General features: G+C 62.0%; 26 protein-coding genes. 14 read left to right on the top strand and 12 right to left on the bottom strand.

Features of this window, described 5'->3' with window-relative positions:
* The first annotated feature begins 156 nt into the window (after positions 1-156).
* Together ACP7BV_RS12930 and ACP7BV_RS12935 are read left to right on the top strand one after the other, a co-directional pair.
* A complete protein-coding gene (locus ACP7BV_RS12930; RefSeq protein ID WP_426104253.1) occupies positions 157-564 on the top strand; it encodes a hypothetical protein in 408 nt (135 codons plus the stop codon).
* Complete coding sequence (locus tag ACP7BV_RS12935) at positions 561-830, top strand: hypothetical protein (protein WP_426104255.1); 270 nt, start codon at positions 561-563, stop codon at positions 828-830. The genes ACP7BV_RS12930 and ACP7BV_RS12935 overlap by 4 nt, the downstream gene beginning before the upstream one ends.
* Before the next feature lie 619 nt (positions 831-1,449).
* Here the strand turns inward: ACP7BV_RS12935 and ACP7BV_RS12940 are convergent.
* Both ACP7BV_RS12940 and ACP7BV_RS12945 read right to left on the bottom strand, forming a co-directional pair.
* Positions 1,450-2,142: a hypothetical protein gene (locus ACP7BV_RS12940; RefSeq protein WP_426104256.1), complete on the bottom strand. Its 693-nt coding sequence runs from the start codon at positions 2,140-2,142 to the stop codon at positions 1,450-1,452.
* 62 nt (positions 2,143-2,204) lie between these two features.
* On the bottom strand, positions 2,205-2,333 hold the full coding sequence (locus tag ACP7BV_RS12945) for a hypothetical protein (protein ID WP_426104257.1): 129 nt from the start codon (positions 2,331-2,333) through the stop codon (positions 2,205-2,207).
* A 107-nt stretch (positions 2,334-2,440) separates the two neighbouring features.
* Here ACP7BV_RS12945 and ACP7BV_RS12950 point away from each other — a divergent pair, with 107 nt between their 5' ends.
* Complete coding sequence (locus ACP7BV_RS12950) at positions 2,441-2,974, top strand: YggT family protein (RefSeq protein WP_426104258.1); 534 nt, start codon at positions 2,441-2,443, stop codon at positions 2,972-2,974.
* 17 nt (positions 2,975-2,991) lie between these two features.
* Entirely contained in the window at positions 2,992-3,267 is a 276-nt protein-coding gene (locus tag ACP7BV_RS12955; protein WP_426104316.1) for a DUF167 domain-containing protein, read from the top strand.
* A gap of 53 nt (positions 3,268-3,320) precedes the next feature.
* Here the strand turns inward: ACP7BV_RS12955 and ACP7BV_RS12960 are convergent, their stop codons facing one another.
* From ACP7BV_RS12960 to ACP7BV_RS12995, 8 genes are all read right to left on the bottom strand, one after another.
* Positions 3,321-4,259: a carbohydrate kinase family protein gene (locus tag ACP7BV_RS12960; RefSeq protein WP_426104260.1), complete on the bottom strand. Its 939-nt coding sequence runs from the start codon at positions 4,257-4,259 to the stop codon at positions 3,321-3,323.
* Positions 4,260-4,268: 9 nt separating this feature from the next.
* Complete coding sequence (locus ACP7BV_RS12965) at positions 4,269-5,498, bottom strand: DUF3426 domain-containing protein (protein ID WP_426104262.1); 1,230 nt, start codon at positions 5,496-5,498, stop codon at positions 4,269-4,271.
* Positions 5,499-5,502: 4 nt separating this feature from the next.
* Positions 5,503-6,450: a 50S ribosomal protein L11 methyltransferase gene (gene prmA, locus ACP7BV_RS12970; protein WP_426104263.1), complete on the bottom strand. Its 948-nt coding sequence runs from the start codon at positions 6,448-6,450 to the stop codon at positions 5,503-5,505.
* The gene (gene accC, locus ACP7BV_RS12975; RefSeq protein WP_426104265.1) at positions 6,447-7,847 is read right to left on the bottom strand and encodes an acetyl-CoA carboxylase biotin carboxylase subunit; all 1,401 of its coding nucleotides are present in this window, start codon (positions 7,845-7,847) and stop codon (positions 6,447-6,449) included. Before accC ends, prmA begins: the two co-directional genes overlap by 4 nt.
* Positions 7,848-7,856: 9 nt before the next feature.
* Positions 7,857-8,315: an acetyl-CoA carboxylase biotin carboxyl carrier protein gene (gene accB / locus ACP7BV_RS12980; protein WP_426104266.1), complete on the bottom strand. Its 459-nt coding sequence runs from the start codon at positions 8,313-8,315 to the stop codon at positions 7,857-7,859.
* A gap of 89 nt (positions 8,316-8,404) precedes the next feature.
* Entirely contained in the window at positions 8,405-8,842 is a 438-nt protein-coding gene (gene aroQ / locus ACP7BV_RS12985) for a type II 3-dehydroquinate dehydratase (RefSeq protein ID WP_426104268.1), read from the bottom strand.
* A gap of 129 nt (positions 8,843-8,971) precedes the next feature.
* Entirely contained in the window at positions 8,972-9,544 is a 573-nt protein-coding gene (locus ACP7BV_RS12990) for a TlpA family protein disulfide reductase (RefSeq protein WP_426104269.1), read from the bottom strand.
* A complete protein-coding gene (locus ACP7BV_RS12995; RefSeq protein WP_426104271.1) occupies positions 9,541-10,194 on the bottom strand; it encodes a hypothetical protein in 654 nt (217 codons plus the stop codon). The genes ACP7BV_RS12990 and ACP7BV_RS12995 overlap by 4 nt, the downstream gene beginning before the upstream one ends.
* Between ACP7BV_RS12995 and ACP7BV_RS13000 the strand changes: the two genes are divergently transcribed.
* The 10 genes from ACP7BV_RS13000 to corA all read left to right on the top strand — a co-directional run bounded on the left by ACP7BV_RS13000 (position 10,193) and on the right by corA (position 19,102).
* Positions 10,193-10,321 carry a hypothetical protein gene (locus tag ACP7BV_RS13000; RefSeq protein ID WP_426104273.1) on the top strand — a complete coding sequence of 43 codons (129 nt, stop codon included), beginning with the start codon at positions 10,193-10,195 and terminating at the stop codon, positions 10,319-10,321. The two genes, ACP7BV_RS12995 and ACP7BV_RS13000, sit on opposite strands and share 2 nt — an antisense overlap.
* 35 nt (positions 10,322-10,356) lie before the next feature.
* Positions 10,357-11,733, top strand: coding sequence for a UDP-N-acetylmuramate:L-alanyl-gamma-D-glutamyl-meso-diaminopimelate ligase (gene mpl / locus ACP7BV_RS13005; protein ID WP_426104274.1), 1,377 nt, complete (start codon positions 10,357-10,359; stop codon positions 11,731-11,733).
* Complete coding sequence (locus ACP7BV_RS13010; RefSeq protein ID WP_426104276.1) at positions 11,730-12,311, top strand: YqiA/YcfP family alpha/beta fold hydrolase; 582 nt, start codon at positions 11,730-11,732, stop codon at positions 12,309-12,311. The genes mpl and ACP7BV_RS13010 overlap by 4 nt, the downstream gene beginning before the upstream one ends.
* Complete coding sequence (locus ACP7BV_RS13015) at positions 12,308-12,898, top strand: chorismate--pyruvate lyase family protein (RefSeq protein ID WP_426104277.1); 591 nt, start codon at positions 12,308-12,310, stop codon at positions 12,896-12,898. The genes ACP7BV_RS13010 and ACP7BV_RS13015 overlap by 4 nt, the downstream gene beginning before the upstream one ends.
* A gap of 3 nt (positions 12,899-12,901) precedes the next feature.
* Positions 12,902-14,926 carry a ribonuclease catalytic domain-containing protein gene (locus ACP7BV_RS13020; protein ID WP_426104279.1) on the top strand — a complete coding sequence of 675 codons (2,025 nt, stop codon included), beginning with the start codon at positions 12,902-12,904 and terminating at the stop codon, positions 14,924-14,926.
* A gap of 295 nt (positions 14,927-15,221) precedes the next feature.
* A complete protein-coding gene (locus ACP7BV_RS13025) occupies positions 15,222-16,103 on the top strand; it encodes a TonB C-terminal domain-containing protein (RefSeq protein ID WP_426104280.1) in 882 nt (293 codons plus the stop codon).
* A complete protein-coding gene (gene aroE / locus ACP7BV_RS13030; RefSeq protein WP_426104282.1) occupies positions 16,100-16,924 on the top strand; it encodes a shikimate dehydrogenase in 825 nt (274 codons plus the stop codon). The genes ACP7BV_RS13025 and aroE overlap by 4 nt, the downstream gene beginning before the upstream one ends.
* Complete coding sequence (gene mtgA / locus ACP7BV_RS13035) at positions 16,921-17,625, top strand: monofunctional biosynthetic peptidoglycan transglycosylase (RefSeq protein WP_426104283.1); 705 nt, start codon at positions 16,921-16,923, stop codon at positions 17,623-17,625. The genes aroE and mtgA overlap by 4 nt, the downstream gene beginning before the upstream one ends.
* A gap of 20 nt (positions 17,626-17,645) precedes the next feature.
* Positions 17,646-18,053, top strand: a complete 408-nt coding sequence (locus tag ACP7BV_RS13040) for a hypothetical protein (protein WP_426104285.1) — start codon at positions 17,646-17,648, stop codon at positions 18,051-18,053.
* A gap of 83 nt (positions 18,054-18,136) precedes the next feature.
* Positions 18,137-19,102: a magnesium/cobalt transporter CorA gene (corA, locus tag ACP7BV_RS13045; RefSeq protein WP_426104286.1), complete on the top strand. Its 966-nt coding sequence runs from the start codon at positions 18,137-18,139 to the stop codon at positions 19,100-19,102.
* Positions 19,103-19,281: 179 nt separating this feature from the next.
* Here the strand turns inward: corA and hemL are convergent, their stop codons facing one another.
* Together hemL and thiD are read right to left on the bottom strand one after the other, a co-directional pair.
* A complete protein-coding gene (gene hemL / locus ACP7BV_RS13050; protein WP_426104287.1) occupies positions 19,282-20,577 on the bottom strand; it encodes a glutamate-1-semialdehyde 2,1-aminomutase in 1,296 nt (431 codons plus the stop codon).
* Positions 20,574-21,410 carry a bifunctional hydroxymethylpyrimidine kinase/phosphomethylpyrimidine kinase gene (gene thiD / locus ACP7BV_RS13055; RefSeq protein ID WP_426104289.1) on the bottom strand — a complete coding sequence of 279 codons (837 nt, stop codon included), beginning with the start codon at positions 21,408-21,410 and terminating at the stop codon, positions 20,574-20,576. Before thiD ends, hemL begins: the two co-directional genes overlap by 4 nt.
* Between the last annotated feature and the right edge of the window lie 92 nt (positions 21,411-21,502).

Genomic DNA, 21,502 nt, shown 5'->3' on the forward strand with positions numbered 1-21,502 from the left:
ATCGGCCGGCAGCAGCGGCCTGGAAGTGGGCGTGCGCTTTGCTGGGTAGGGTCTAGGCCGCGCGGGGTTTGTGCGACGGCGTGCACCTTCGCCGCAAATTGTGGAAAAATCCCAACGCTTTAATTCGTCATCATCATCTAGTCGGTAAATATTTTTTTGGTGCGCGACGTGCGATTTATTTCGGGCGGGCGAACGCATTCAAGGCTCGCCAAAGGACGACAATCTTTGTCAGTCGGCGCGTGCTGCCAGTCGCCTTGCGCGCTTGCCGACGCGGCATTTGAATGCGTGCGCGGCACGCAAAATCGCGGCGCAAAGCACGAGCGCCGTGTGCATTGGAGGCGCGCAAAAACAGCTTGCCAGGCGATGATTGGAATGCGTTCGCGTACGTCTTGCAGCCAGGTCGAGGGCCTGCACGCGCCGCCGCTGAGCGCAAAAATTGCGCCTTGCGATGTCGGCGTGCGCAGTAGTTTGGTCGCGTCGTCAACTGCGCTGCACGCGCATGCGCGTACGTTTGGCGAACTCAAAATGCGCGGCGAAAAACGCGTGCTGAAAATTTTTTCGTGACGAATCAACGCATTGCAAATTTGCGGGCCGCGCGATGGCGTTCGACGGCCGCTAAAGTGAATGCGCGCCCGGTGATCTTTTTTTTGCGCGCGATGTGCGTGCATCGGCGCCGTTGGCGCGGCACAAAAACCGGGTGCGCGGTGTGCGCCGTCGGTCGTCGCACCGACCACGTTTGCATGCGCGGCGCGGCGCGGCTCTGCGTTTTTTTGCGTGGCCGGGTTGGCCGCGCGGCGGCGTGCAATGAGCGCAAAGCCTTCGCAAAATAACGGCGCGCAACGGCGGCCGTGATGCGACAAAAAATGCGCGTCATCGTTTTCAAAAACGCGTCGTCAACGCTACATTGACGCGCCGATTGGCGCGCGCAAAATGCATCTTGAAGAAGACCCTATGTGCGTTGGGCGCGTTCGCCGCAAAAAAAAGTAAATGAATCGTCGCGCGCCTGTTGCGCACTGACAAGGTTTTCGTGTACTTTACGTGATTGAATTTGTCAAAACGTGAACGCGCATTTTGAAGGCGCGAACTGAGACAGAAAACCGATGAAAAATAGGACGCTGATTCAACCAGATATGCATTTAACTTCTACGAAAAAAACAAGCCGCACTGCCTGATCCTGTTCAGGCATGGCGGCTTTTTCTTTTCGGGTTTGAAGCGGGTCGGGATGGGAGCAGCGCACTGGAAGACCGTATTCGTCGTTCCGTTTTCAGGAATGACTGTAGCTGAAGCGCTGCAAAAGTGAGGAGTTGCAGCAGTTCAGCTGGCGCCGAATTCATTAGCATAAACAAGGATCACGTTTGTGCCGATGAATAATTCGCCTGGCCTAGTTACGGGCCGGACGGGTTTTAATCTTGTAGCGTGATTTTTTTCTCATCTCAGATGAAGGAGAACTTAAATGGCAACAGCCGCTAAGAAACCAGCAGCAAAAAAGCCAGCCGCGAAAGCAGCTGCCGACAAACCAGCAAAGAAAGTAGCCGCTAAACCAGCAGCGAAGCCAGCAGCGAAAGCGGCAGCCAAGCCAGCCGCCAAAGCCGCAGCGAAGCCAGCAGCCAAGAAGGCGGCAGCGAAGCCAGCAGCGAAACCAGCAGCGAAGAAGGCAGCAGCGAAGCCGGCAGCGAAGAAGGCAGCAGCCAAGCCAGCAGCAAAGAAAGCCGCAGCCAAGCCAGCAGCCAAGGCAGCCAAGCCAGTAGCCAAAGCAGCCAAGCCAGTAGCCAAAAAAGCGGCAGCAAAGCCAGTCGCTAAAAAAGCAGCAGCGAAGCCAGCAGCCAAAAAAGCAGCAGCCAAGCCAGCAGCCAAGCCAGCAGCGAAAAAAGCAGCGGCCAAGCCAGCAGCCAAGCCAGCAGCCAAAAAGGCCGTAGCAAAGCCAGCAGCAAAGCCAGCAGCAAAGGCAGCAGCAAAGCCAGCAGCAAAGGCAGCAGCCAAGCCAGCGGCGAAGAAACCAGCAGTAACTAAAGCAGTAACTAAAGCAGCAGCAAAGCCAGCAGCGAAAGCAGCAGCAAAGCCAGCAGCAAAAAAGGTGGCGGCTAAGCCAGCAGCAAAAAAGCCGCTTAAGGCTGCACAGCCAGCAGCCAAGCCGGCCGTCAAGCCGGTAGCAGCGCCTGTAGCAGTCAAGCCAGCAGTGCCAGTCGTGAAGAAAGCGGCTGCGCCTAAAAAGCCGGCGGCGCCAAAAGCGGTAGCTCCAGCACCGAAGCCAGCAGCAGCTCCTGCACCAGCAGCAGCGGCCGCGCCAGCTCCGGCACCGGCAGCGAAAACTGTGTTGGCTCCAGCAGCAGCATGGCCTTTCCCGACCAGCAGCCGTCCGTAATTGGCAGCTTGTGCCTGGTTAAGGCAAAATACCGCTGTGTGACGCTTGTCACGCAGCGGTTTTTTTTAAGGAGTCCTCGTGCTCAGTATTATTCAGTTAATTGTCGATGCGATTGCCACCATCCTGGGCGGGGCCTTGCTGCTGCGCTTCTGGATGCAGGCAATCCGCGTGCGTCCGCCGCCGTCGGTGTCGCAATTCACCTTCACCCTTACCGACTGGGTCGTGCGCCCCTTGCGCCGCATCGTGCCAGGGATGGGCGGTTACGACTGGGCCAGTCTGATTGCGGCATTCCTGATCGTGGCGCTGGCAACCTCGATTTTCCTGCTGGTGCCCGGAGCCACGGGACCGGACGTGGCCAAGCTGGCCCTGTACCGCTTCCTCACGTGGATCCTGTACGGCTTCATGGCCATGATGATCGTCGAGGCGGTGTTTAGCTGGATTAACCCGCACGCGCCGCTGGCGCCCTTCGTGCGCGCCCTGAACGAGCCGTTGCTGCGCCATCTGCGCCGCGTGGTGCCGCTGCTCGGCGGGCTGGACCTGTCGATGCTGGTGGCGCTGATCCTGATCCAGATTGCCCAGATTTTGCTGCGCATGCTGTTCGGCTATCAGTGACGCGGGCGTGGTGTTCGGTGTTGCGCGGCGGGGTCCGGCTGGCGGTGCAGATCACGCCAAATGCCAGCAGAACAGAAGTGATCGGCGTGCTGGGCGAGGCGCTCAAGCTCAAGCTGCAGGCGCAACTGATCGAAGGCAAGGCCAATGAAGCGCTGGTCAAGTACCTGGCCAAGGCGCTGGATGTACCCAGGAGCGCGATCACGATCACGCACGGGCTGACCGCCAAGAAGAAACTGCTTGAGATTATTTCGGCGACGTTGACGCCCGATGAAGTAGAAAAGCGGCTGGTGTAACGCTGTATCCGTGCAGCGGCGCGCACACTGCGGGGTGTGCGCAGCCTGCTTGATTAGTAGCGGTACCCGAACTCCACCTCGAAGCGGTCGGCAATCTGCTCGGCCGTTATCACATGGTTCTGCCCGCCCTGATGCGCGATCTTGATCGCACCCATCAGGCTGGCCAGCTTGCCCGTGGTTGGCCAGTCGTAGCCGTTGACGATGCCAAACAGCAGTCCTGCACGGTAAGCGTCGCCGCAGCCGGTCGGGTCGACGATCTGCTCGGCCTGCACGCAAGGGATCGCGTGGCGCTCGCCCTTGACGTAAATTTCCGACCCCTTTTCGCCGCGCGTGATGATCAGCGCCTCCAGGCGCTCTGCAATATCGGGCAGCGTCAGGCCGGTGCGGCTCATCAGCATTTCGAATTCGTAATCGTTGGCCGTGACGTAGCTGGCTTCGTTGATGAAGGCGATCAGCTCGTCGCCGCTAAACATCGGCAACTGCTGGCCCGGGTCGAACATGAACGGCACGTTTTGCTCGGCGCAATCTTTAGCGTGCTTGATCATGCCGTCGCGCCCGTCCGGGGCGATGATGGCGATCCGCAGCGCGCCCTGTTCACTGACATTGTTTTCATGCGAAAACTGCATCGCACCAGGGTGGAAGGCATTGATCTGGTTGTTGTCCAGGTCGGCCGTGACGAAGCATTGGGCCGTGTAGCTATGCGCAATTTTGCGGATGCCGCGCGTGGAAATGCCCATCGTCTCGAATCGCTCGAGGTACTCGCCGCCATCCTGGCCGATGGTGGCCATAATCAGGGGCTCGCCGCCCAGCATCTTGAGGTTGTAGGCAATGTTGGCCGAGCAGCCGCCGTATTCGGTGCGCAGAGTGGGCACCAGGAACGAGACGTTCACCTTGTGCAGCTGGTCGGCCAGCAGGGTTTCGCCAAAGCGACCGTTGTATTGCATGATTTTGTCGAACGCGAGCGAGCCGCAGATCAAGGTGGTCTTGGTCATGATAAAGCCTTAAGGATAAAAAACTGCAATATGGAAGCCTGAAGCTTTCAGCTGTTTGAGCTCAAAGACGATCTTGACCTGCTGCTCGCTGCGCCCGGCAAAGCCCTTGGCCGGTGCCACGCTGGCCGGCAGGAACTGGGCCGGCGTGAACACGCGCCGCACCAGCGCCTTGTCGGCAGCGTCGGTCAGTTCGAGCTCGAGGTAAGGCCAGGCTTGCGTGAGCGTGCCTTCATTGCGCAGCAGCGTGGTCAGCTGGAATTTGTTGGCGCCGAGCGATTGCAGCTCGCCCGTGTCGAGCACCATCGTTTCAATCTGGGCGGGAAGTTCGATCTTGCAGCGCAGCAGCTTGCAGCTGGCGGCCAAGGCCGGCGTCAGTGCCGGGTAGCGCGCCGCCAGCACGTTGCGGAAAATGGATACGCCCTGGGCGAGCAGGACCAGCATCAGCAGGACCGAGCCGGCGCCCATGGTCAGTCGGCGCCGGCGCGCGGCCTGTTCCTTTTCGCGGTGCAGACGGACGAATTCGGGCTCGTCGGCCTCCGGTTCGGGGTGCACCTCGCGCGGCTCGGGCGCGGGCAGTTCGCTGACCGGTCCTTCGTCAGGGGCGATGACCGATGGGCGCACCAGCGGCAGCGGGCCAAAATAGAGGTCGTGTTCGGCTGCCGGCTTTTCCAGTTCGTCCGGGCAGGGCCAGTCCTCCGGTTCGTCGCTTGAGAGCTCGCCATCGTCGGCGACCGATAATTCGAGGGAAGGAGCGGGCGCGGCATTGTCCCCGTGGCCGTCATCATCGCGCTCATCTTCGAGCTCGGCTTCAAGGCTGGTTTCAGAGACGGGATCGGAAACAGGCTCCGATAAATCGAAATCGAGCACATAGCCTGGCGGCAGCTTGATGGGCGTGGCGGCCTCGATGGCGGCGATTTGCTCGTCGAAGGCGGCGCTGGCGCTCGGCGCTTCGGGTTCCGGTTTCGGTTCGGCCGGTTCGGGCTCGGCCTCGAACGCAAAAATCGTCTCGGGCGCCATATCGTCTTCCGGCCCGGGCGAGGCAATTTCCGGGTCCGGAATACTGTCGGGGATGGCGGCAATACCCTTGGGAGGCGGCGCGTCGAGGTCGACCAGCGAGGCATTGCCGTCAAAAATCTCGCGGCAGGTGCCACAACGTACTATGCCCCCACGTAACTTCAACTGGTCGGCAGCGACCCGGAAAGTCGTTTTGCAGTGGGGGCAGACTGTGGCGAGCGCCATGCCTTTACTGACCGCGCGCGGGAGAGACGGTGTCGCTGCCGAGCTGGCCGTGCAGCGCAACCCAGCCATCCTGCTCCGCCCACACGCCAAGCTTGATATACGGCGCGTACGCTTCGGCCACTTCTTCAGCCTGACGCGCCAGCACGCCGGACAGGATCAGCGATCCGTTCGGGGCCACGCGTCCCGCCAGCATCGGCGCCATCACCTTGAGCGGGCTCGATAAAATGTTGGCGACCACGATGTCAAAGCGTCCGCTTGCATGCTGGGCCTTGGCCGAGACGGCAAAGTCATTGGGCAGGTAAAAGTCGATCTCGCACTGATTGCGCGCGGCATTGTCGTTGGCCGACTCGATCGCCTGCGGATCGATATCGACGCCGGCAACGTCGCCCGCGCCCATTTTTTTGGCGACCATGGCCAGGATGCCGGAGCCGCAACCGTAGTCGAGCACGGTTTTTCCGGGGGCGGGATGCGCCTCCAGCCATTCCATGCACAAGCGCGTGGTCGGGTGGCTGCCGGTGCCAAAGGCCAGGCCCGGGTCGAGTTCCAGGATGATGGCACTCGGGTCGGGTGCTTCGTGCCAGCTCGGCACGACCCAGATATTCTTGCCAATGTGGATAGGGGCGAACTGCGATTGCGTCAGGCGCACCCAGTCCTGGTCGGACACGTCGCGCACCGTAAAGGCGGGCGCCGCCGCCAGCCCGATGGCCGCCGCAGCCTCGGCCACGATGGCGGCCTGGTCGGCGTCGACGTCGGTCAGCGCGACCACGCGACTGTGTTCCCACGCCGCCTCTTTGGGCTCCATGCCAGGTTCGCCGAACAGCGGCTTTTCCTGGTCGGTGCCTTCGTCGGCGTCTTCCACGGACACCGACAACGCGCCGGCTTCCATCAAGGCGTCGGACAATGCCTCGGCGTGCCCTTGCGCAATTTCAATGACGACTTCCGTCCAGCTCATGCCTGTGCCTTGCTTTCCGACTTGTTGGCGAGGGCGCCCACTTTCGGCAAGTCCGGCTTGTCGGCCAGTTTTTGCTCAAGATAGTGGATGTTGGTGCCGCCTTCGATGAAGCGCGCATCGATCATCAGTTCGCGATGCAGCGGGATGTTCGTCAGGATACCCTCAACCACCATTTCCGACAGCGCAATTTGCATGCGGCGAATCGCCTGGTCGCGCGTGGCGCCGTAAGCGATGACTTTGCCGATCATCGAATCGTAGTGGGGCGGCACGTAATAACCGGCGTAAGCGTGCGAGTCGACCCGAATGCCGGGGCCGCCCGGCGCGTGCCAGGAAACGATGCGACCAGGCGAAGGGGTGAACTTGAACGGGTCTTCGGCATTGATGCGGCACTCGACGGCGTGGCCCGAGAGCATGATGTCGCGCTGGCGGAAACGCAGTTTTTCGCCGCAGGCAATGCGGATCTGTTCCTGGACGATGTCAATGCCGGTGATCATTTCCGTCACCGGGTGCTCGACCTGCACGCGCGTGTTCATTTCGATGAAATAAAACTCGTTGTTCTCGTACAGGAATTCGAAAGTACCGGCGCCGCGGTAGCCGATCTTGCGGCACGCTTCAGCGCAGCGGTCGCCGATTTTTTCAATCAGCTTGCGCGGAATGCCCGGCGCCGGCGCTTCTTCGATCACTTTCTGGTGGCGGCGCTGCATCGAGCAGTCGCGCTCGCCCAGCCAGACGGCGTTCTTGTGTTCGTCGGCGAGGATCTGGATTTCGATGTGGCGCGGATTTTCCAGGTACTTTTCCATATACACTTCTGGATTGCCGAACGCCGTGCCCGCTTCAGTCTTGGTCATCGCGACCGCGTTGAGCAAGGCCGCTTCGGTATGCACCACGCGCATGCCGCGTCCGCCGCCGCCGCCGGCCGCCTTGATGATGACCGGATAGCCGACCTTGCGCGCGGTGGTGATGATTTCCTTTGGGTCGTCCGGCAACGCGCCTTCGGAGCCGGGCACGCACGGTACGCCCGCGCGGATCATCGCCTGCTTGGCCGAGACCTTGTCGCCCATCAGGCGGATCGATTCGGAGCGCGGGCCGATGAACACGAAGCCGGATTTTTCTACCCGTTCGGCAAAGTCGGCGTTCTCGGACAAAAAGCCGTAGCCGGGGTGGATCGCTTCGGCGTCGGTCACTTCGGCCGCGCTGATAATGGCGGGCATGTTCAGGTAGGACAGGGCGGACGACGCCGGGCCAATGCAAACCGACTCGTCGGCCAGCTTGACGTACTTGGCGTCCTTGTCCGCTTCGGAGTGGACAACCACCGTCTTGATACCCATTTCGCGGCAGGCGCGCTGGATGCGTAGCGCGATCTCGCCACGATTGGCAATAAGGATTTTCTCAAACATGGTCGTCGATCAGCCAATCACAAACAGTGGCTGGCCGAACTCGACCGGCTGGCCGTTTTCGACCAGGATCTTGGTCACAACGCCGGAAACGTCGGAGTCGATTTCGTTGAGCAGCTTCATCGCTTCAATGATGCACAAGGTTTCGCCTTCCTTGATATTGGATCCAACATCGACGAACGCCGGGGAACCAGGCGAGGACGAACGGTAGAAGGTACCGACCATCGGCGACTTGACGATATGGCCGGTAGGCTCGGCGACGACGGCGACGGGCGCTGCGGCAGGGGCGGGGGCGTGCGACGGTGCGTAGTGCTGCTGCATGCCTTGCGGCTGCATCATCACCATCTGGTTTTGCGGCATGGCGGACGACTTGACGATGCGTACTTTGCTTTCGCCTTCAGTCACTTCAAGTTCAGCGATATCGGACTCGGCGACCAGGTCGATCAGCGTCTTGAGTTTTCGTAAATCCATGTGAAACCCCTTGGAATTATTTTGATTTTAAGAGTATGCGGCCAGCGGATAAAAGCGTAACCGCGCAAATGCTTGAAGATGCCAGGAGATTAACGCTTTTTCAAAGCGAAGTCTATGGCAAAACGATATCCTTCGGTACCCAGTCCACAGATGGTGCCTTGGGCAATTTCCGACAGAAAGGAGTGGTGGCGAAACGCTTCGCGTTGGTAGATGTTCGAAATATGGACTTCGACGAACGGGATCGCGACGCCGGCAAGGGCGTCGCGCAAGGCGACGCTGGTATGGGTCAGTCCGCCCGGATTGATGACAATCGCGTCCACGCCCTCGGTCCTGGCGGCGTGAATACGGTCGATCAGGGCGCCTTCGTGGTTGCTTTGAAAGCACAATAGCGTCGCGCCCGCCGCCTCAGCCTGGGCTGCCGCAGCTTGTTCGATGTCGGCCAGGGTGTGCGTGCCGTACACCGCAGGCTCGCGCGTTCCCAGCAAATTCAGGTTGGGACCGTTAAGCAGCAGGAGCTTTTTTGCCATTGTTGGGATCGATCGTCGCGAAAGTCACGCATTTTGCCGCCAACGGTTCCCATTGGCAAGCGAAAAAAACCGAACGCCGGGTCGGTTTTCAAAGGGTGGAGTCTACTCTATATAGTGCATTTGGCGCCGTCAAGACTTCAGCCTGGCCAGGTCGGCCTTCAATTCGTCGAACTTGAGCTTGCCAAGATAGGTCTTGAGGACCTTGCCGTCGGCGCCGATCAGCACCGTGTAGGGCAGGCCGCCATTGCTGTTGCCGAACTGGCGCGAGAGGTCCGTGCCGCTCATGCCGGCCACATACAAGGGATAGGAAATTTTCAACTTCCCGGCAAATTCGGCGATGTTGGCAGGCGAATCGATGCCGATGCCGATCACGTTGATGCCTTGGGCGGCACTGGCCAGGGCCAGCTGGTCAAGTTCGGGCATTTCCTGCACGCAGGGTGCGCACCACGGCGCCCAAAAATTGACCACCAGCGGCTTGCCTTTCCATTGGCCCAGAGATTGGCTGGCGCCGCTGGCATCGTTCATGGACTGGGCGAACAGGGCGCCGACCGGGGTCGTCGCCGCGGCCGCTGCAACGGCAGTTGGCGCCGGCGCGGGCGAGCGCGCCGGGGCGGCAGCTTCGTGGTGCAGGGCCAGGTAGGCGCCGAGGCCGGCGAAGACCAGCGCGACGATACTATAGACAAGGACGTTATTTCGGGTCATGCGGATTCCTGGGTTGGTGCTGCTGGTGGTGAAACTTGCTGCATGAGGGCGCGCAGTGCGGCCGCATCGGCGCGCGCCGGCTTGCCGTCGGCGCGCGGCTTGAGGGCGCCGCGCAGGTCGTTCAGTTCGTACAATTCGGCGTGCACGCCTTCCTTGTGCCACAAAAAGCTGACGGTTTCGACCGGCTCGAAGCGCGCACCTTTGAAATGCGGCGTTTCCGTCAAGTCAAAATCGACCTTTTTATCGAGCAGGAAAATCTGCACTTCCTTGGCACTGTCGGCAAACAACTGCAAGGCGATGTCGTCGTGTTCGCCGGCGCTGCCCGTCAATACGGGGCCGGTGACATACGGTTTGAATTCGGCCAGCGCATCCATGACTTGCAGCGCGATGGTGCGCAGGCGCAGCAAGCGCGCCGGTTGCGTGTCGAGCTGGAACAGCGCCTGGTAGCGCAGTACTTCTTCCTCGATTTCGGTATTGTCGGGCAGCACGCCGGACGTGGCCTGCATGTCGCCCAGCACTTGCGTGGCAGCCTTGCGCTTGGCAGTCGCGTAGTCGGCGCCGTCCTGGGCGACCATGCGCGCCGCGGCGACGGCGATCTGTGCCCGCAACTGGGCGAGCTCGTCTGTCGGGTTCAGCATGGAGGTGGTCATGGTCATGGGCAAGGGCAAGGGCAAGGGCAAGGGCAAGGGCAAGGGCGTGGTCATTCAGGGCGGCGTGAGCTTGAACATCATGCGTGAGATATTACCTTGGAATGGAAAAACGCATGGCGTCGGGTAAAATCGCGTATTCATTCTTTCGGTCAGCGTTTACACATGCATATTCATATACTCGGCATCTGCGGCACCTTCATGGGTGGCCTGGCGGTACTGGCCAAGGAAGCGGGCCACAAAGTGACTGGCTGCGACGCCAACGTCTACCCACCGATGAGCACCCAGCTCGAAGCCCAGGGCATCGAACTGATCCAGGGTTTTAGCGCCGACCAGGCCAAGCTGAACCCGGACTTGTATGTTATCGGTAACGTGGTCTCGCGCGGCAATCCGTTGATCGAGGAAATTCTCAACCGCAGCTTGCCATATATGTCTGGCCCCCAATGGATTGGCGAACATATCCTGCGCGACAAGTGGGTACTGGCCGTGGCCGGCACCCACGGCAAGACCACCACCTCGGCCATGCTGGCGTGGATACTGGAAGACGCAGGCTATGCGCCGGGTTTCCTGATCGGCGGCGTGCCGATGAACTTTGGCATATCGGCGCGCCTGCAGGGCGAGGCGCCGTCCGATTTTTTCGTCATCGAGGCTGACGAATACGACACCGCGTTTTTCGACAAGCGCAGCAAGTTTGTTCATTACCACGCCAAGACGGCCGTCATGAACAACCTCGAATACGACCATGCCGACATCTTCCCCGACATCGGCGCCATCGAAACCCAGTTTCACCACCTGGTGCGCACCGTGCCCGGCATCGGGCGCCTGATCGTCAATGGCGACGAAGCGTCGCTCGGGCGCGTCATGAAGCGCGGCCTGTGGAGCGAGGCCGAAACCTTTGGCGCCAGCGCCGGCGTGAACTGGACCATGACGGAACACCAGGGCGGCAGGTTTGACGTCGAATTTGCCGGCGCGGCAGTCGCCACCGTCAACTGGGACCTCACCGGCAAGCATAACCGCATGAACGCGCTGGCGGCGATTGCGGCGGCGCGCCACGTGGGCGTGCCGGTGGCCCAGGCCTGCGAATCGCTGGCGCGTTTTGAATCCGTCAAGCGCCGCATGGAAGTGCGCGGCGTGGTGGGTGGCATCACCGTCTACGACGACTTTGCGCACCACCCGACGGCCATTGCTACCACCGTGGGCGGCCTGCGCCAAAAGCTCGGCAGCGGCGAAGGCACTGGGCGTATCCTGGCGGTGCTCGAGCCGCGCTCGAACACCATGAAGCTGGGCGCGATGAAAGATGCGCTGCCCGGCAGCCTGCGCGACGCCGACCTGGTGTTCGGCTTTGGCAGCCAGCAGGCGCTTGGCTGGAGCCTGGCCGACGCGCTAAAACCGCTGGGCGCCATCGCCCACAGTTTTGACCAGATCGACTTTCTGGTGCAGGCCATTCTGGATGCGGCGCGCCCCGGCGACCATATCCTGGTCATGAGCAATGGCGGCTTTGGCGGCATCCACCAGAAACTGCTCGAAGCGCTGGCCACATGATCCTTTATTTGCACGGCTTTCGTTCTTCGCCCAAGTCGATGAAGGCGCGGGTGGTGGGCGTGCGCATGCTGGAAATGGGGCTGGACGCCGAACTGCGCTGCCCGCAGCTGCCCGCGTCCCCCAAGGCGGCCATCGCACTGGCCTTGAAGCTGGTCGAAGGGGTGCAGGCCGACCAGCTCTCGATCATCGGCTCGTCGCTGGGCGGCTATTACGCGACCTGGCTGGCCGAGCAGCTGGGCTGCCGCGCGGTGCTGCTCAACCCCGCGGTCGATCCGCTCGCAAGCCTGGACGGCCATGCGCTGGTCACCACGCAGTACCACTCCGACGAACCGTTCGAATTCAAGGCCGAATATTTTGACGAGCTGCGCGCGCTCAAGGTCGAACGCATCACGCAGCCTGAACGCTACTACCTGCTGGCCGCGAGCGGCGACGAAGTGCTCGACTACCGCACCATGCTGGCCCATTACGAGGGCGCGCGCAGGCACGTGATCGACGGGAGCGACCACGCCATTTCCGAGTTTTCCGCCTATGTCGACGAGGTGCTGGCATTCTGCCTGCCGATGGGCCCCACCCTGTGAGCGTGGCCACGCTGCGCCAGGCCCGCTGGCATGGTCACGTTAACGCCGTCAATGCGCCGGGGGCGATGCGCGCCTGGCTGACGGCCGGCGGTTCGCTGACCGCGCGCCTCACCGCGCACAGCACTGCTTTCCGGGTCCAGCGGCTGCACCAGCGCACCGCGCGCTGCCTGTTCGACGAGGCGCGCGCGATCGGCATGCAGCGCCCCGGGCGGGTATGGGAGCGCGAAGTGCTGCTGCGCTGCGACGGCGCGCCGGTGGTGTTCGCGCATACGGTGGTGCCGATGTCGGCCACCGCCGCCGACTGGCCATTGTTCAACGCGCTGGGCGAACGCTCCCTTGGCAGCACCTTGTTTTATGACCCGCGCGTGGTCCGGGGCGAACTGGAATTTGCCCGCATCCGCGCCGGCCACCCGCTGATGCAGCGCGCCCGCGCGGCGCTGGGCGTAACTGAAGACACGATTTTTTTTGCGCGGCGCTGCCTGTATCGCCGCCATCGAGGAACGCTGCTGGTGACCGAGGTATTTTTGCCCGCGGTCCTGGAACTGGCAGCGTGCACACCGACCAAACAAAGTAACAACACAAAGTAAACAATGAATCTATTTTTCGAAGAATCCGGCGACTTCAAGGTCGGCACCGTGCTGTCGCAAGCTGGCGAGGCGTATCAGGTTGAAATGCCAAGTGGCAAGCGCACCAAGGTCAAGGTCAAAGACGTGCTGGTCCAGTATGAAAAGCCGCCCGCCCAGGAATTGCTGGACGCGGCCAAGGCGATCGCCGCCGACGTGGACTTCGAGTTCCTGTGGGAAGTGGCGGGCCAGGAAGAGTTTGGCTTTGCCGAGCTGGGCGCCGAATACTTCGGCCATGCGCCGCAACCGTTCGAGGCTGCCGGGCTGATTCTGGCGCTGCACGGCGCACCGATCTACTTTTACAAAAAAGGACGCGGGCGCTACAAGGCCGCGCCGGAAGCGTCGCTGCGCGCGGCGCAGGCCGGCATTGAAAAGAAACGGCAGCAGGGGCTGATCCAGGATGCTTATGTCGAGATGCTAAAAAACAACCAGATGCCCGACGCGATGACGCCGCTGGTGCACCAGTTGCTGTTTAAACCGGACAAGAACAGTCTCGAATACAAGGCGCTGGACGCGGCCTGCAACGAACTGCACACCAGCGCGCCGCGCCTGATGCTGGCCACCGGCGCCATTGCTTCAGCTAAAGAGTTGCACATGGCGCGCTTTTTGTTCGACAATTTCCCGCGCGGCGCCGGTTTCCCCAACGTGCCCGTACCCGCCACGCCGGGCGGCTTGCCGCTGGCCGACGTGGCCGCGTTCTCGATCGACGACGTTACCACCACCGAAATCGACGATGCCTTCTCGGTCGTCACGCTGCCCGACGGCATGATCCGGGTCGGCATCCACATTGCCGCGCCCGGTCTTGGCATCAAACCGGACGACGCGGTCGACAAGATGGCGCGCAGCCGCATGTCCACCGTCTACATGCCGGGCGACAAGATCACCATGTTGCCGGATGAAGTCGTGAATGCCTTTACGCTGGCCGAGGGCAAGACGTGCCCGGCGCTGTGCCTGTATGCCACGCTCGACCCGGCCGACTGGAGCGTGAAGTCGACCGTCACGCGCGCTGAAATGGTGCCGATCAAGAGCAATTTGCGCCATAACGACCTGGACGAGCTGGTTAATGAAGAGACGCTGGCCAGCGGCGAAGGCGAGTATCCGCACAAGGCCGAGCTGGCCGTGCTGTGGCAATGGGCCTTGCAGCTGGAAGCGGGGCGCATGAAAAAGCGCGAGCAATTTGGCTTGAAGCCTGAGCAAAACAATCGCGTCGACTTCAATTTTTATGTGGATGACGACGTGGTCTCGGTGGTGCGGCGCAAGCGCGGCGCCCCGCTCGACAAGATCGTCGCCGAGCTGATGATTTTTGCCAACAGCACCTGGGGCAAGCTGATGCACGACAGCGGCGTGCCGGGCATTTACCGCTCGCAAGGTCAAGGCGTGGGTGGCTGGGCGGCCAAGATGCAGGTGCGCATGGTGACCCATGCCGCGCCGCACCAGGGTTTGGGCGTGGACCAGTACGCGTGGAGTACCTCGCCCTTGCGCCGCTACACGGACCTGGTGAACCAGTGGCAGATTTTGGCCTGCGCCGGGCATGGCGTGACCGCGCCGCTGGTGGCCCCGTTCAAGCCGCGCGACGCGAACCTGTTTGCGATCGTGTCGGCGTTCGACGCGGCGTATGGCGCCTACAACGACCATCAGCAAAACATGGAGCGCTACTGGTGCCTGCGCTGGCTGGGGCAGCAAGATGAGCGGAAGGTGGAGGCGGTGGTGTTGAAAGATGAAGTGCTGCGTTTGGCCGACATTCCACTGATCGTCCGGCTGCCGGGCATGCCGCCGGTGGCGCGCGGGGCGCAGGTCAAGCTCGATATCTTGCGCTGGGACGAGGTGGACTTGACGATCGAGGCGCGCTTGCTGGAAGTGGCCGCCGCGGCGGCCGACGCCGATCTGGAATACGAGGAAGAAGACAGCGGGCAGGCAGCGGCCGAGGAAGCGGTCGAGGCCGAGGGTGTGGTGGCGGTGGTTGCGCCTCAGCCGGAGGGTGAAGCGCCGTAGGTCGCAGGCGACGCTTGGCGGAATGCACTTCGTTTTTCCGCCCTACGGACGACGCATGGCGCAATGCGCTGCCGCTTTTCCGCCCTAACGGTTACGTTTGCCTCGGACCGTAGGGCGGAAAAGCGCCAGCGCATTGCGCCAAAAGTCGCCACCGGCCCCATATCACTCCGTCACCCCGGTCTAAAAAAGCCCTGGCGCCCCTTCCCCCACCACTGTGCCCACACAGCATCCCCATCCCGGCTATTAGTATGTAAAATGGCCGTTCCTTGATACAACAGTTCATTCCCGTTATCGCGTGAAGCACTTTAGCCAACTCAGTCCGCTCACTATCGCCGTCGCAGCCTCCGTTGCGCTGCACGCTGCCTTGTTGACCGTGCGTTTCGTCGCCCCTGAAGTGTTCGAGGTGAAACCGGCCGACCCGGGCCTCGAAGTCATCCTGGTTAACGCCAAGCACGCCAAGGCGCCGCTCAACGCGGACGCGCTGGCCCAGGCCAATCTCGACGGCGGCGGCCAGGCCGACGCCGGCCGCTCCAAGTCGCCGCTGCCGGACATGCGCCGCATGGAGGTGGGCGACTCCGTGAAAGCCACCCAGCGCCGCGTCGCCGAACTCGAAGAGCAGCAGCAAAACCTGCTCACGCGCAGCCGCGCATCGAACTTCAACGCAGCGCGCATCACCGAAAAAGACAAGCCGGACCCGGCCCGCACCGGGAACGATATGCTCGACAGCAGCAAGGCCATCGCCCGCACCGCCGCCGAAATCGACCAGCGCATCGAGGACCAGAACAAGCGTCCGCGCAAGACGTTCATCACGCCGAGCACGCGCGAAGTCGGTTACGCCCAGTATTACAAGGAAATGCAGCGCAAGGTCGAGGAAGTCGGCACGCTCAACTTTCCCCAAAAAAACGGCAAGAAAATGTACGGCGAGCTGGTCGTCTATATTCCCATCTTTCAGGATGGCAGCATCTACATGAAGGATGGCGGCGTGCGGGTGGAAAAGAGCTCCGGCAACGCCGAACTCGACAAAGCGGCGCTGGCCATCGTGCGCCGCTCGGCCCCGTTCGGCCGCTTCCCGCCCAAGATGCTCTCGACCGACAAGGATGACCTGTGGGTCATCATCACGCGCTTTAACTTTACCCGGGAAGAAAAGCTCGAGGCTGAATTGAGTGGCGCCAAGTGAGCCCGAAGATCGCCCCTTATTGCGTCATCGGCAATCCGATCGCCCATAGCAAGTCGCCGGCCATCCACGCCGCGTTTGCGCTGCAAACGGGGCAGGATATGGTGTACGAGCGCTGCCTGGCGCCGCTGGACGGTTTTGCCGCCACAGTCGCCGCGCTGATCGCCTCCGGCTGCCGGGGCGCCAACGTCACCGTTCCCTTCAAGCTCGACGCGGCCGCGCTGGCGACGACGCTAAGCGCCCGCGCCCAGGCGGCCTGGGCCGTCAACACGCTCAGCTTCACCGAGGGCGCCATTGCCGGCGACAACACCGACGGCGCCGGCCTGGTGAACGATATCGTGCGCAATGCGCTCTTTTCAATTGCCGGCAAGCGCGTGCTGCTGCTGGGCGCGGGCGGCGCGGCGCGCGGCGCCATGCTGCCGTTGCTGGGCGAAAGCCCCGCACAGCTGGTCATTGCCAATCGTACCCGCGCCACGGCCGATGCGCTGGTCCAGCATTTTGCGGGGCAGAGCGGCCTGCTGTCGGCCTGCGAATTTGCCGATCTGGACGGACCGTTCGACCTGGTGGTCAACGCCACTTCGGCCAGCCTGAGCGCGGCCATGCCGCCGCTGCCCGCCACGGTATTTACCAGCGCTACGCTCGCGCTCGACATGATGTACGGGAAAGAGCCGACCGTGTTCATGGATTTTGCCAGCGCCCACGGCGCCACCGCGCGCGACGGCTTGGGCATGCTCGTTGAGCAGGCGGCGGAAGCTTTCGCCATCTGGCGCGGCGTGCGCCCCGAGACAGCCATGGTCCTGGAACAGATGCGCTCGTCCCTATGAGCCGGGGCAAACCCGCTCGCCGCCCGATCCTGATGCTGCTGCTGGGAACGTTGCTGATCCTATTTGCCGTCCAGCTCTATTTTTTCCTGATGGTGTGCTGGTATGCGCGGTTCAACCCGCATCAGACCAACATGATGAGCGACCAGCTCGCCTCCCTGCGCGAAAAGAACCCGAACGCACAGCTCAAGTACGAGTGGGTTGCCTACGAGCGCATTTCGCCCAATCTGAAACGCGCGGTGATCGCCTCGGAAGACGCCAATTTCGCCGACCATGACGGCGTCGACTGGGAAGCGCTGCAAAAAGCCTACGAGCGCAACAACAAGCGCCACAAGGTGGTGGGCGGCGGCTCCACCATCACCCAGCAGCTGGCCAAAAACCTGTTTTTGTCCGGCTCGCGCAGCTATGTTCGCAAGGGCCAGGAACTGGTCATCGCCTACATGCTTGAATCAGTGCTCAGCAAGCGCCGCATTCTGGAGCTGTACTTGAACGTGGTGGAATACGGCAGCGGCATTTTCGGCGCCGAAGCGGCGGCGCGCTACTACTACCATACCAGCGCCGCAGCCTTGGGCTCGGCGCAGGCGGCCAGGCTGGCGGTAATGCTGCCCAATCCGCGCTTTTACGACAAGCACCGCGATACCAGCTACCTGGCGCGGCGCACCAATTTGATCGTTCGGCGCATGGCTGCGTCCGAACTCCCTTAACTTCATCGCAGAGGCTGTCCATGTTATATCGTCAACGCGGCGCGCTCAGTCTTTACTGGGTCGCCATTATCTCGGCCGCTGCGGCGGCGCTGGCCATGGCCGCCCTGATGTCGATGAAGGGTGAGCGCAACCTGTTCGCCGCCGGCGCCGACGAGGCAAAAAAACTGGCTGCCGACAGCGGCGCGCAACAGGCGCTGCAAGCGGCCCGCGACAGCGTGACCGGCGTCGACAGCCGCATGAAAAGCTGCGTCATTCATGGCAAGAAGGTCATTTCCAACACGGATTGTCCCGACACCAACAAGAGCACCAAGCTGGTCGTCATCCGGGAAGGCAATGTTGCGCAGGCAGTCAAGGCGCCGGTCACGCCGGCCGGGCACGCCACGTCCAACGCGGCAATCGACAAAATGATCGAAAAACAGTTGCAGTAGAGCGAAATGTTCGTTTCGGGGTGGTCGGCCCCAGGGCTTACGGGTACACTTGCGCTGTTTTGAATCCCGGCCGAGAAAAGCGCATGATCAACGTATTCGTCTTACAAAATGGCCGTCTCAACCAGGTTCCGATCGAAAGCCGGGAAGACCTGGAAAGCGTCGCGCCGGTATGGGTCGACCTGACCGATCCGAACGACGACGAGCGGGCCTGGGTCAAGACCATCTACGGCGTGATTTTGCCCGGCGAAGATGAAGTCAAGGATATCGAAGCGTCGGCCCGCTACTACGAAGCGGAAAACGGCGACTTGCACCTGCGCACCGACTTTTTGCTGGAGGAAGACGACGGCCCGTCGCGCGTGGTCACGGTCGCCTTCATCCTGGCCCGCAAAATGCTGTTTTCGGTCCATACCGACGACTTGCCCGTGTTCCGGCTGGTGCGCATGCGCGCACGCTCGCGGCCCGGTTCCATCGCCGACTACATGGACGTGCTGCTCGACCTGTACGCCACCGACGCCGAGTATTCGGCCGATGCGCTCGAAGGTATTTACGAGAGCCTGGAAGGCGTCAGCCAGCGTGTGCTGCAAAAGGAATTTACCGACCAGGACGCTGCGGCGGCCCTCAATTCGATCGCGCACGAGGAGGATTTGAATGGCCGGATCCGGCGCAATATGATGGATACGCGGCGCGCCGTCAGCTTTCTGATGCGCGGCCGCTTGCTCAATGCCGAGCAGTTCGAGGAAGCGCGCCAGATTTTGCGCGACATTGAGTCGCTCGACGGCCACACTTCCTTTTTGTTCGACAAGATCAACTTCCTGATGGACGCCACGGTCGGTTTTATCAACATTAACCAGAACAAGATCATCAAGATGTTCTCGGTGGCCTCGGTCGCCTTCCTGCCGCCGACCCTGATCGCCAGTTTGTACGGTATGAATTTCAAGATCATGCCGGAGCTGGACTGGCGTTTCGGCTATCCGCTGTCATTGCTGTTGATGGTGACGTCGGCCATTGCGCCGTTCTGGTATTTTCGCCGGCGGGGCTGGCTGCGCTAATTACCGGCACAGCAAAATAAATTGCGGGGAGCTGGGTCCGTCCTCAGGATGGGCGGATCTGCAGAGCCATTCAATGCTTTAAATATTGCTATTCGGCAATATCATGCTGCGCATTCCATTAGTCATTTAACACCAGATGGCGCCCTCGCAACACTGTTGCAACGGCGCCATCTTGATCCTTATTTCAGTTTCGCAAACACCCTGCGCGCCGCGTCGATGGTCTCTTCAATCACCGCGTCGTCGTGCTGCGCCGAGACAAACCCCGCTTCGAACGCGGCCGGCGCAAAATACACGCCTTCGTCGAGCATGGCGTGGAAAAACGCATTGAAGCGCGTTTTGTCGCCCGCCATCATCTCGGCATAGGTGCCCGGCACGTCTTCGCTGAAGTAAATCCCGAACATGCCGCCCACCGAATCGGCGCAGAAAGTCACGCCTGCCTCGGCCGCCGCCGCCGCCAGACCGGCCGCCAGCTTGGCCGTCTGCGCCGTCAACTGCTCGTAAAAGCCTTCCTGTTGGATCAGCTTGAGCGTGGCCATGCCCGCCGCCACCGCCACCGGATTGCCCGACAAGGTGCCGGCCTGGTAGACCGCGCCGATCGGGGCCATGTGCTGCATCAGTTCCGCGCGCCCGCCAAAGGCGGCCACCGGCAAGCCGCCGCCGATCACCTTGCCCAGCGCCGTCAGGTCGGGCGTGATGTCGTACAGCGCTTGCGCGCCGCCCAGCGCCACCCGAAAGCCGGACATGACTTCGTCGAAGATCAGGATTGCGCCATGGCGCGTGCACAGCTCGCGCATGGTGAGCAAAAACTCGGGCGTGGCGCGAATCAAGTTCATGTTGCCGGCCACCGGCTCGACGATCACGCAGGCGATGGTCTCGCCCATGGTTTCAAAAGCGTCTTCGAGCTGCGCCACGTTGTTGTAGTCAAGCACCAGCGTGTGCTTGACAAAGTCTTCCGGCACGCCGGCCGAGGTCGGGTTGCCGAAGGTGAGCAGGCCGCTGCCGGCCTTGACCAGCAGCGAGTCCGCGTGGCCGTGGTAGCAGCCTTCGAACTTGACGATCTTGTCGCGCCCCGTGGCGCCGCGCGCCAGGCGCAGGGCGCTCATGGTGGCCTCGGTGCCGGACGAGACCAGCCGCACCTGCTCGATCGACGGCACCAGGCGGCAGATTTCTTCGGCCATCAGCACTTCGCCTTCGGTCGGCGCGCCGAACGACAGGCCGCGCGCGGCCGCTTGCTGCACCGCCGTCACCACCTCGGGATGGGCGTGGCCGACGATGGCAGGGCCCCACGAGCCGATGTAGTCGATATAGCGCTTGCCGTCGGCGTCCCAGAAGTAGGGGCCCTCGGCGCGCGTGATAAAGCGCGGCGTGCCGCCCACGGATTTAAAGGCGCGCACGGGCGAGTTGACGCCGCCCGGCGTCGTCTTCTGGGCGCGCGCGAACAGCGTGTCGTTGCGGGAAGTGTCGGGAATGGTCATGACGTAGTCGATCCGTGAAAAGTATGGGCAAAAAATTTGTTGGGTATCAGGCGCCCCATGCCGAAACGCTGGGCATGCGCCAGTGCCGAGGCAGTGTACTCCTGCGCGCGCCGGACCGCGTCCATTGGTTCCAAACCGTGCGCCATGAACGCGGCGATCGCCGCCGACATGGTGCTGCCGGCCCCCGTGAACGGGCCAGGCAGGTGGCGCCACTCGAAGCTGGCGCACACGCCCTCGTCGTTGAACAAAGTATTTGCGCGCAGGGCCGGGTTGGCGCCGCCGGCCAGGCAGGTTGAAGTGACGAGCACGTAGCCGCAGCCGTCGCCGGTCAGCTCGGCCACGTCTTCCAGCAACATGTCGGCGCCGCCTTCGCGCCACGTTTCGGCCATGCGCGCCAGCTCCACTTGCGACAATAACAAAATCGTCGTTTGCGGCACCAGGATCTGACGAATCGCGATCAGCATGTCGTCGTCGGACAGGCCGGAGTCTGGCAGGCTGGACAAAAATGGATCGAGGATCAGCGGCACGTCCGGATAGTCGGAGACGATTTCGGCGATCGCCGTGGCCTGCTCGATGCTGGTCAGGGCGCCCACCTTAAAGGCGGCCACCGGCATGTCTTCGAGGATCAGGCGGGCCTGGTCGACCAGCCAGTCGGCTTCGATATCGAAAGTGTCTTCGACGCGCGCGCTGTCGGCGATCAACAGGCCGGTGGTGACCGACAGGCCATGGCAACCGAGCGCGCCAAAGGCGGCAAGGTCGGCCTGGATGCCGATGGCGCCGACCGGATCGGAGACGCCGAATGTAAGGATAAGGGGAGTTGTTTGGATTTGCACGACTGGTAGATTAAGATACCTGATTGCCCGCATTTTACTAGATAGAAGGAACGACAACGTGAGTAGTATTGATAGCAGCGGCGCGCGCGCCA

Source organism: Massilia sp. TSP1-1-2, from assembly GCF_049896185.1.
Taxonomy (GTDB): Bacteria; Pseudomonadota; Gammaproteobacteria; order Burkholderiales; family Burkholderiaceae_D; genus Telluria_A.

Coding starts and splice junctions, on each gene's coding strand:
- ACP7BV_RS13040 (WP_426104285.1), top strand. CDS start 17,646: ATGTTATATCGTCAACGCGGCGCGCTCAGTCTTTACTGGGTCGCCATT.
- accC (WP_426104265.1), bottom strand. CDS start 7,847: ATGTTTGAGAAAATCCTTATTGCCAATCGTGGCGAGATCGCGCTACGC.
- ACP7BV_RS13020 (WP_426104279.1), top strand. CDS start 12,902: ATGAATCTATTTTTCGAAGAATCCGGCGACTTCAAGGTCGGCACCGTG.
- ACP7BV_RS12945 (WP_426104257.1), bottom strand. CDS start 2,333: ATGCTGCTGCTGGAGCCAACACAGTTTTCGCTGCCGGTGCCGGAGCTG.
- ACP7BV_RS12960 (WP_426104260.1), bottom strand. CDS start 4,259: ATGACCAAGACCACCTTGATCTGCGGCTCGCTCGCGTTCGACAAAATC.
- prmA (WP_426104263.1), bottom strand. CDS start 6,450: ATGAGCTGGACGGAAGTCGTCATTGAAATTGCGCAAGGGCACGCCGAG.
- mpl (WP_426104274.1), top strand. CDS start 10,357: ATGCATATTCATATACTCGGCATCTGCGGCACCTTCATGGGTGGCCTG.
- accB (WP_426104266.1), bottom strand. CDS start 8,315: ATGGATTTACGAAAACTCAAGACGCTGATCGACCTGGTCGCCGAGTCC.
- ACP7BV_RS12965 (WP_426104262.1), bottom strand. CDS start 5,498: ATGGCGCTCGCCACAGTCTGCCCCCACTGCAAAACGACTTTCCGGGTC.
- ACP7BV_RS12995 (WP_426104271.1), bottom strand. CDS start 10,194: ATGACCACCTCCATGCTGAACCCGACAGACGAGCTCGCCCAGTTGCGG.
- ACP7BV_RS13010 (WP_426104276.1), top strand. CDS start 11,730: ATGATCCTTTATTTGCACGGCTTTCGTTCTTCGCCCAAGTCGATGAAG.
- corA (WP_426104286.1), top strand. CDS start 18,137: ATGATCAACGTATTCGTCTTACAAAATGGCCGTCTCAACCAGGTTCCG.
- hemL (WP_426104287.1), bottom strand. CDS start 20,577: ATGACCATTCCCGACACTTCCCGCAACGACACGCTGTTCGCGCGCGCC.
- mtgA (WP_426104283.1), top strand. CDS start 16,921: ATGAGCCGGGGCAAACCCGCTCGCCGCCCGATCCTGATGCTGCTGCTG.
- ACP7BV_RS13000 (WP_426104273.1), top strand. CDS start 10,193: ATGGTCATGGGCAAGGGCAAGGGCAAGGGCAAGGGCAAGGGCAAGGGC.
- aroQ (WP_426104268.1), bottom strand. CDS start 8,842: ATGGCAAAAAAGCTCCTGCTGCTTAACGGTCCCAACCTGAATTTGCTG.
- ACP7BV_RS12990 (WP_426104269.1), bottom strand. CDS start 9,544: ATGACCCGAAATAACGTCCTTGTCTATAGTATCGTCGCGCTGGTCTTC.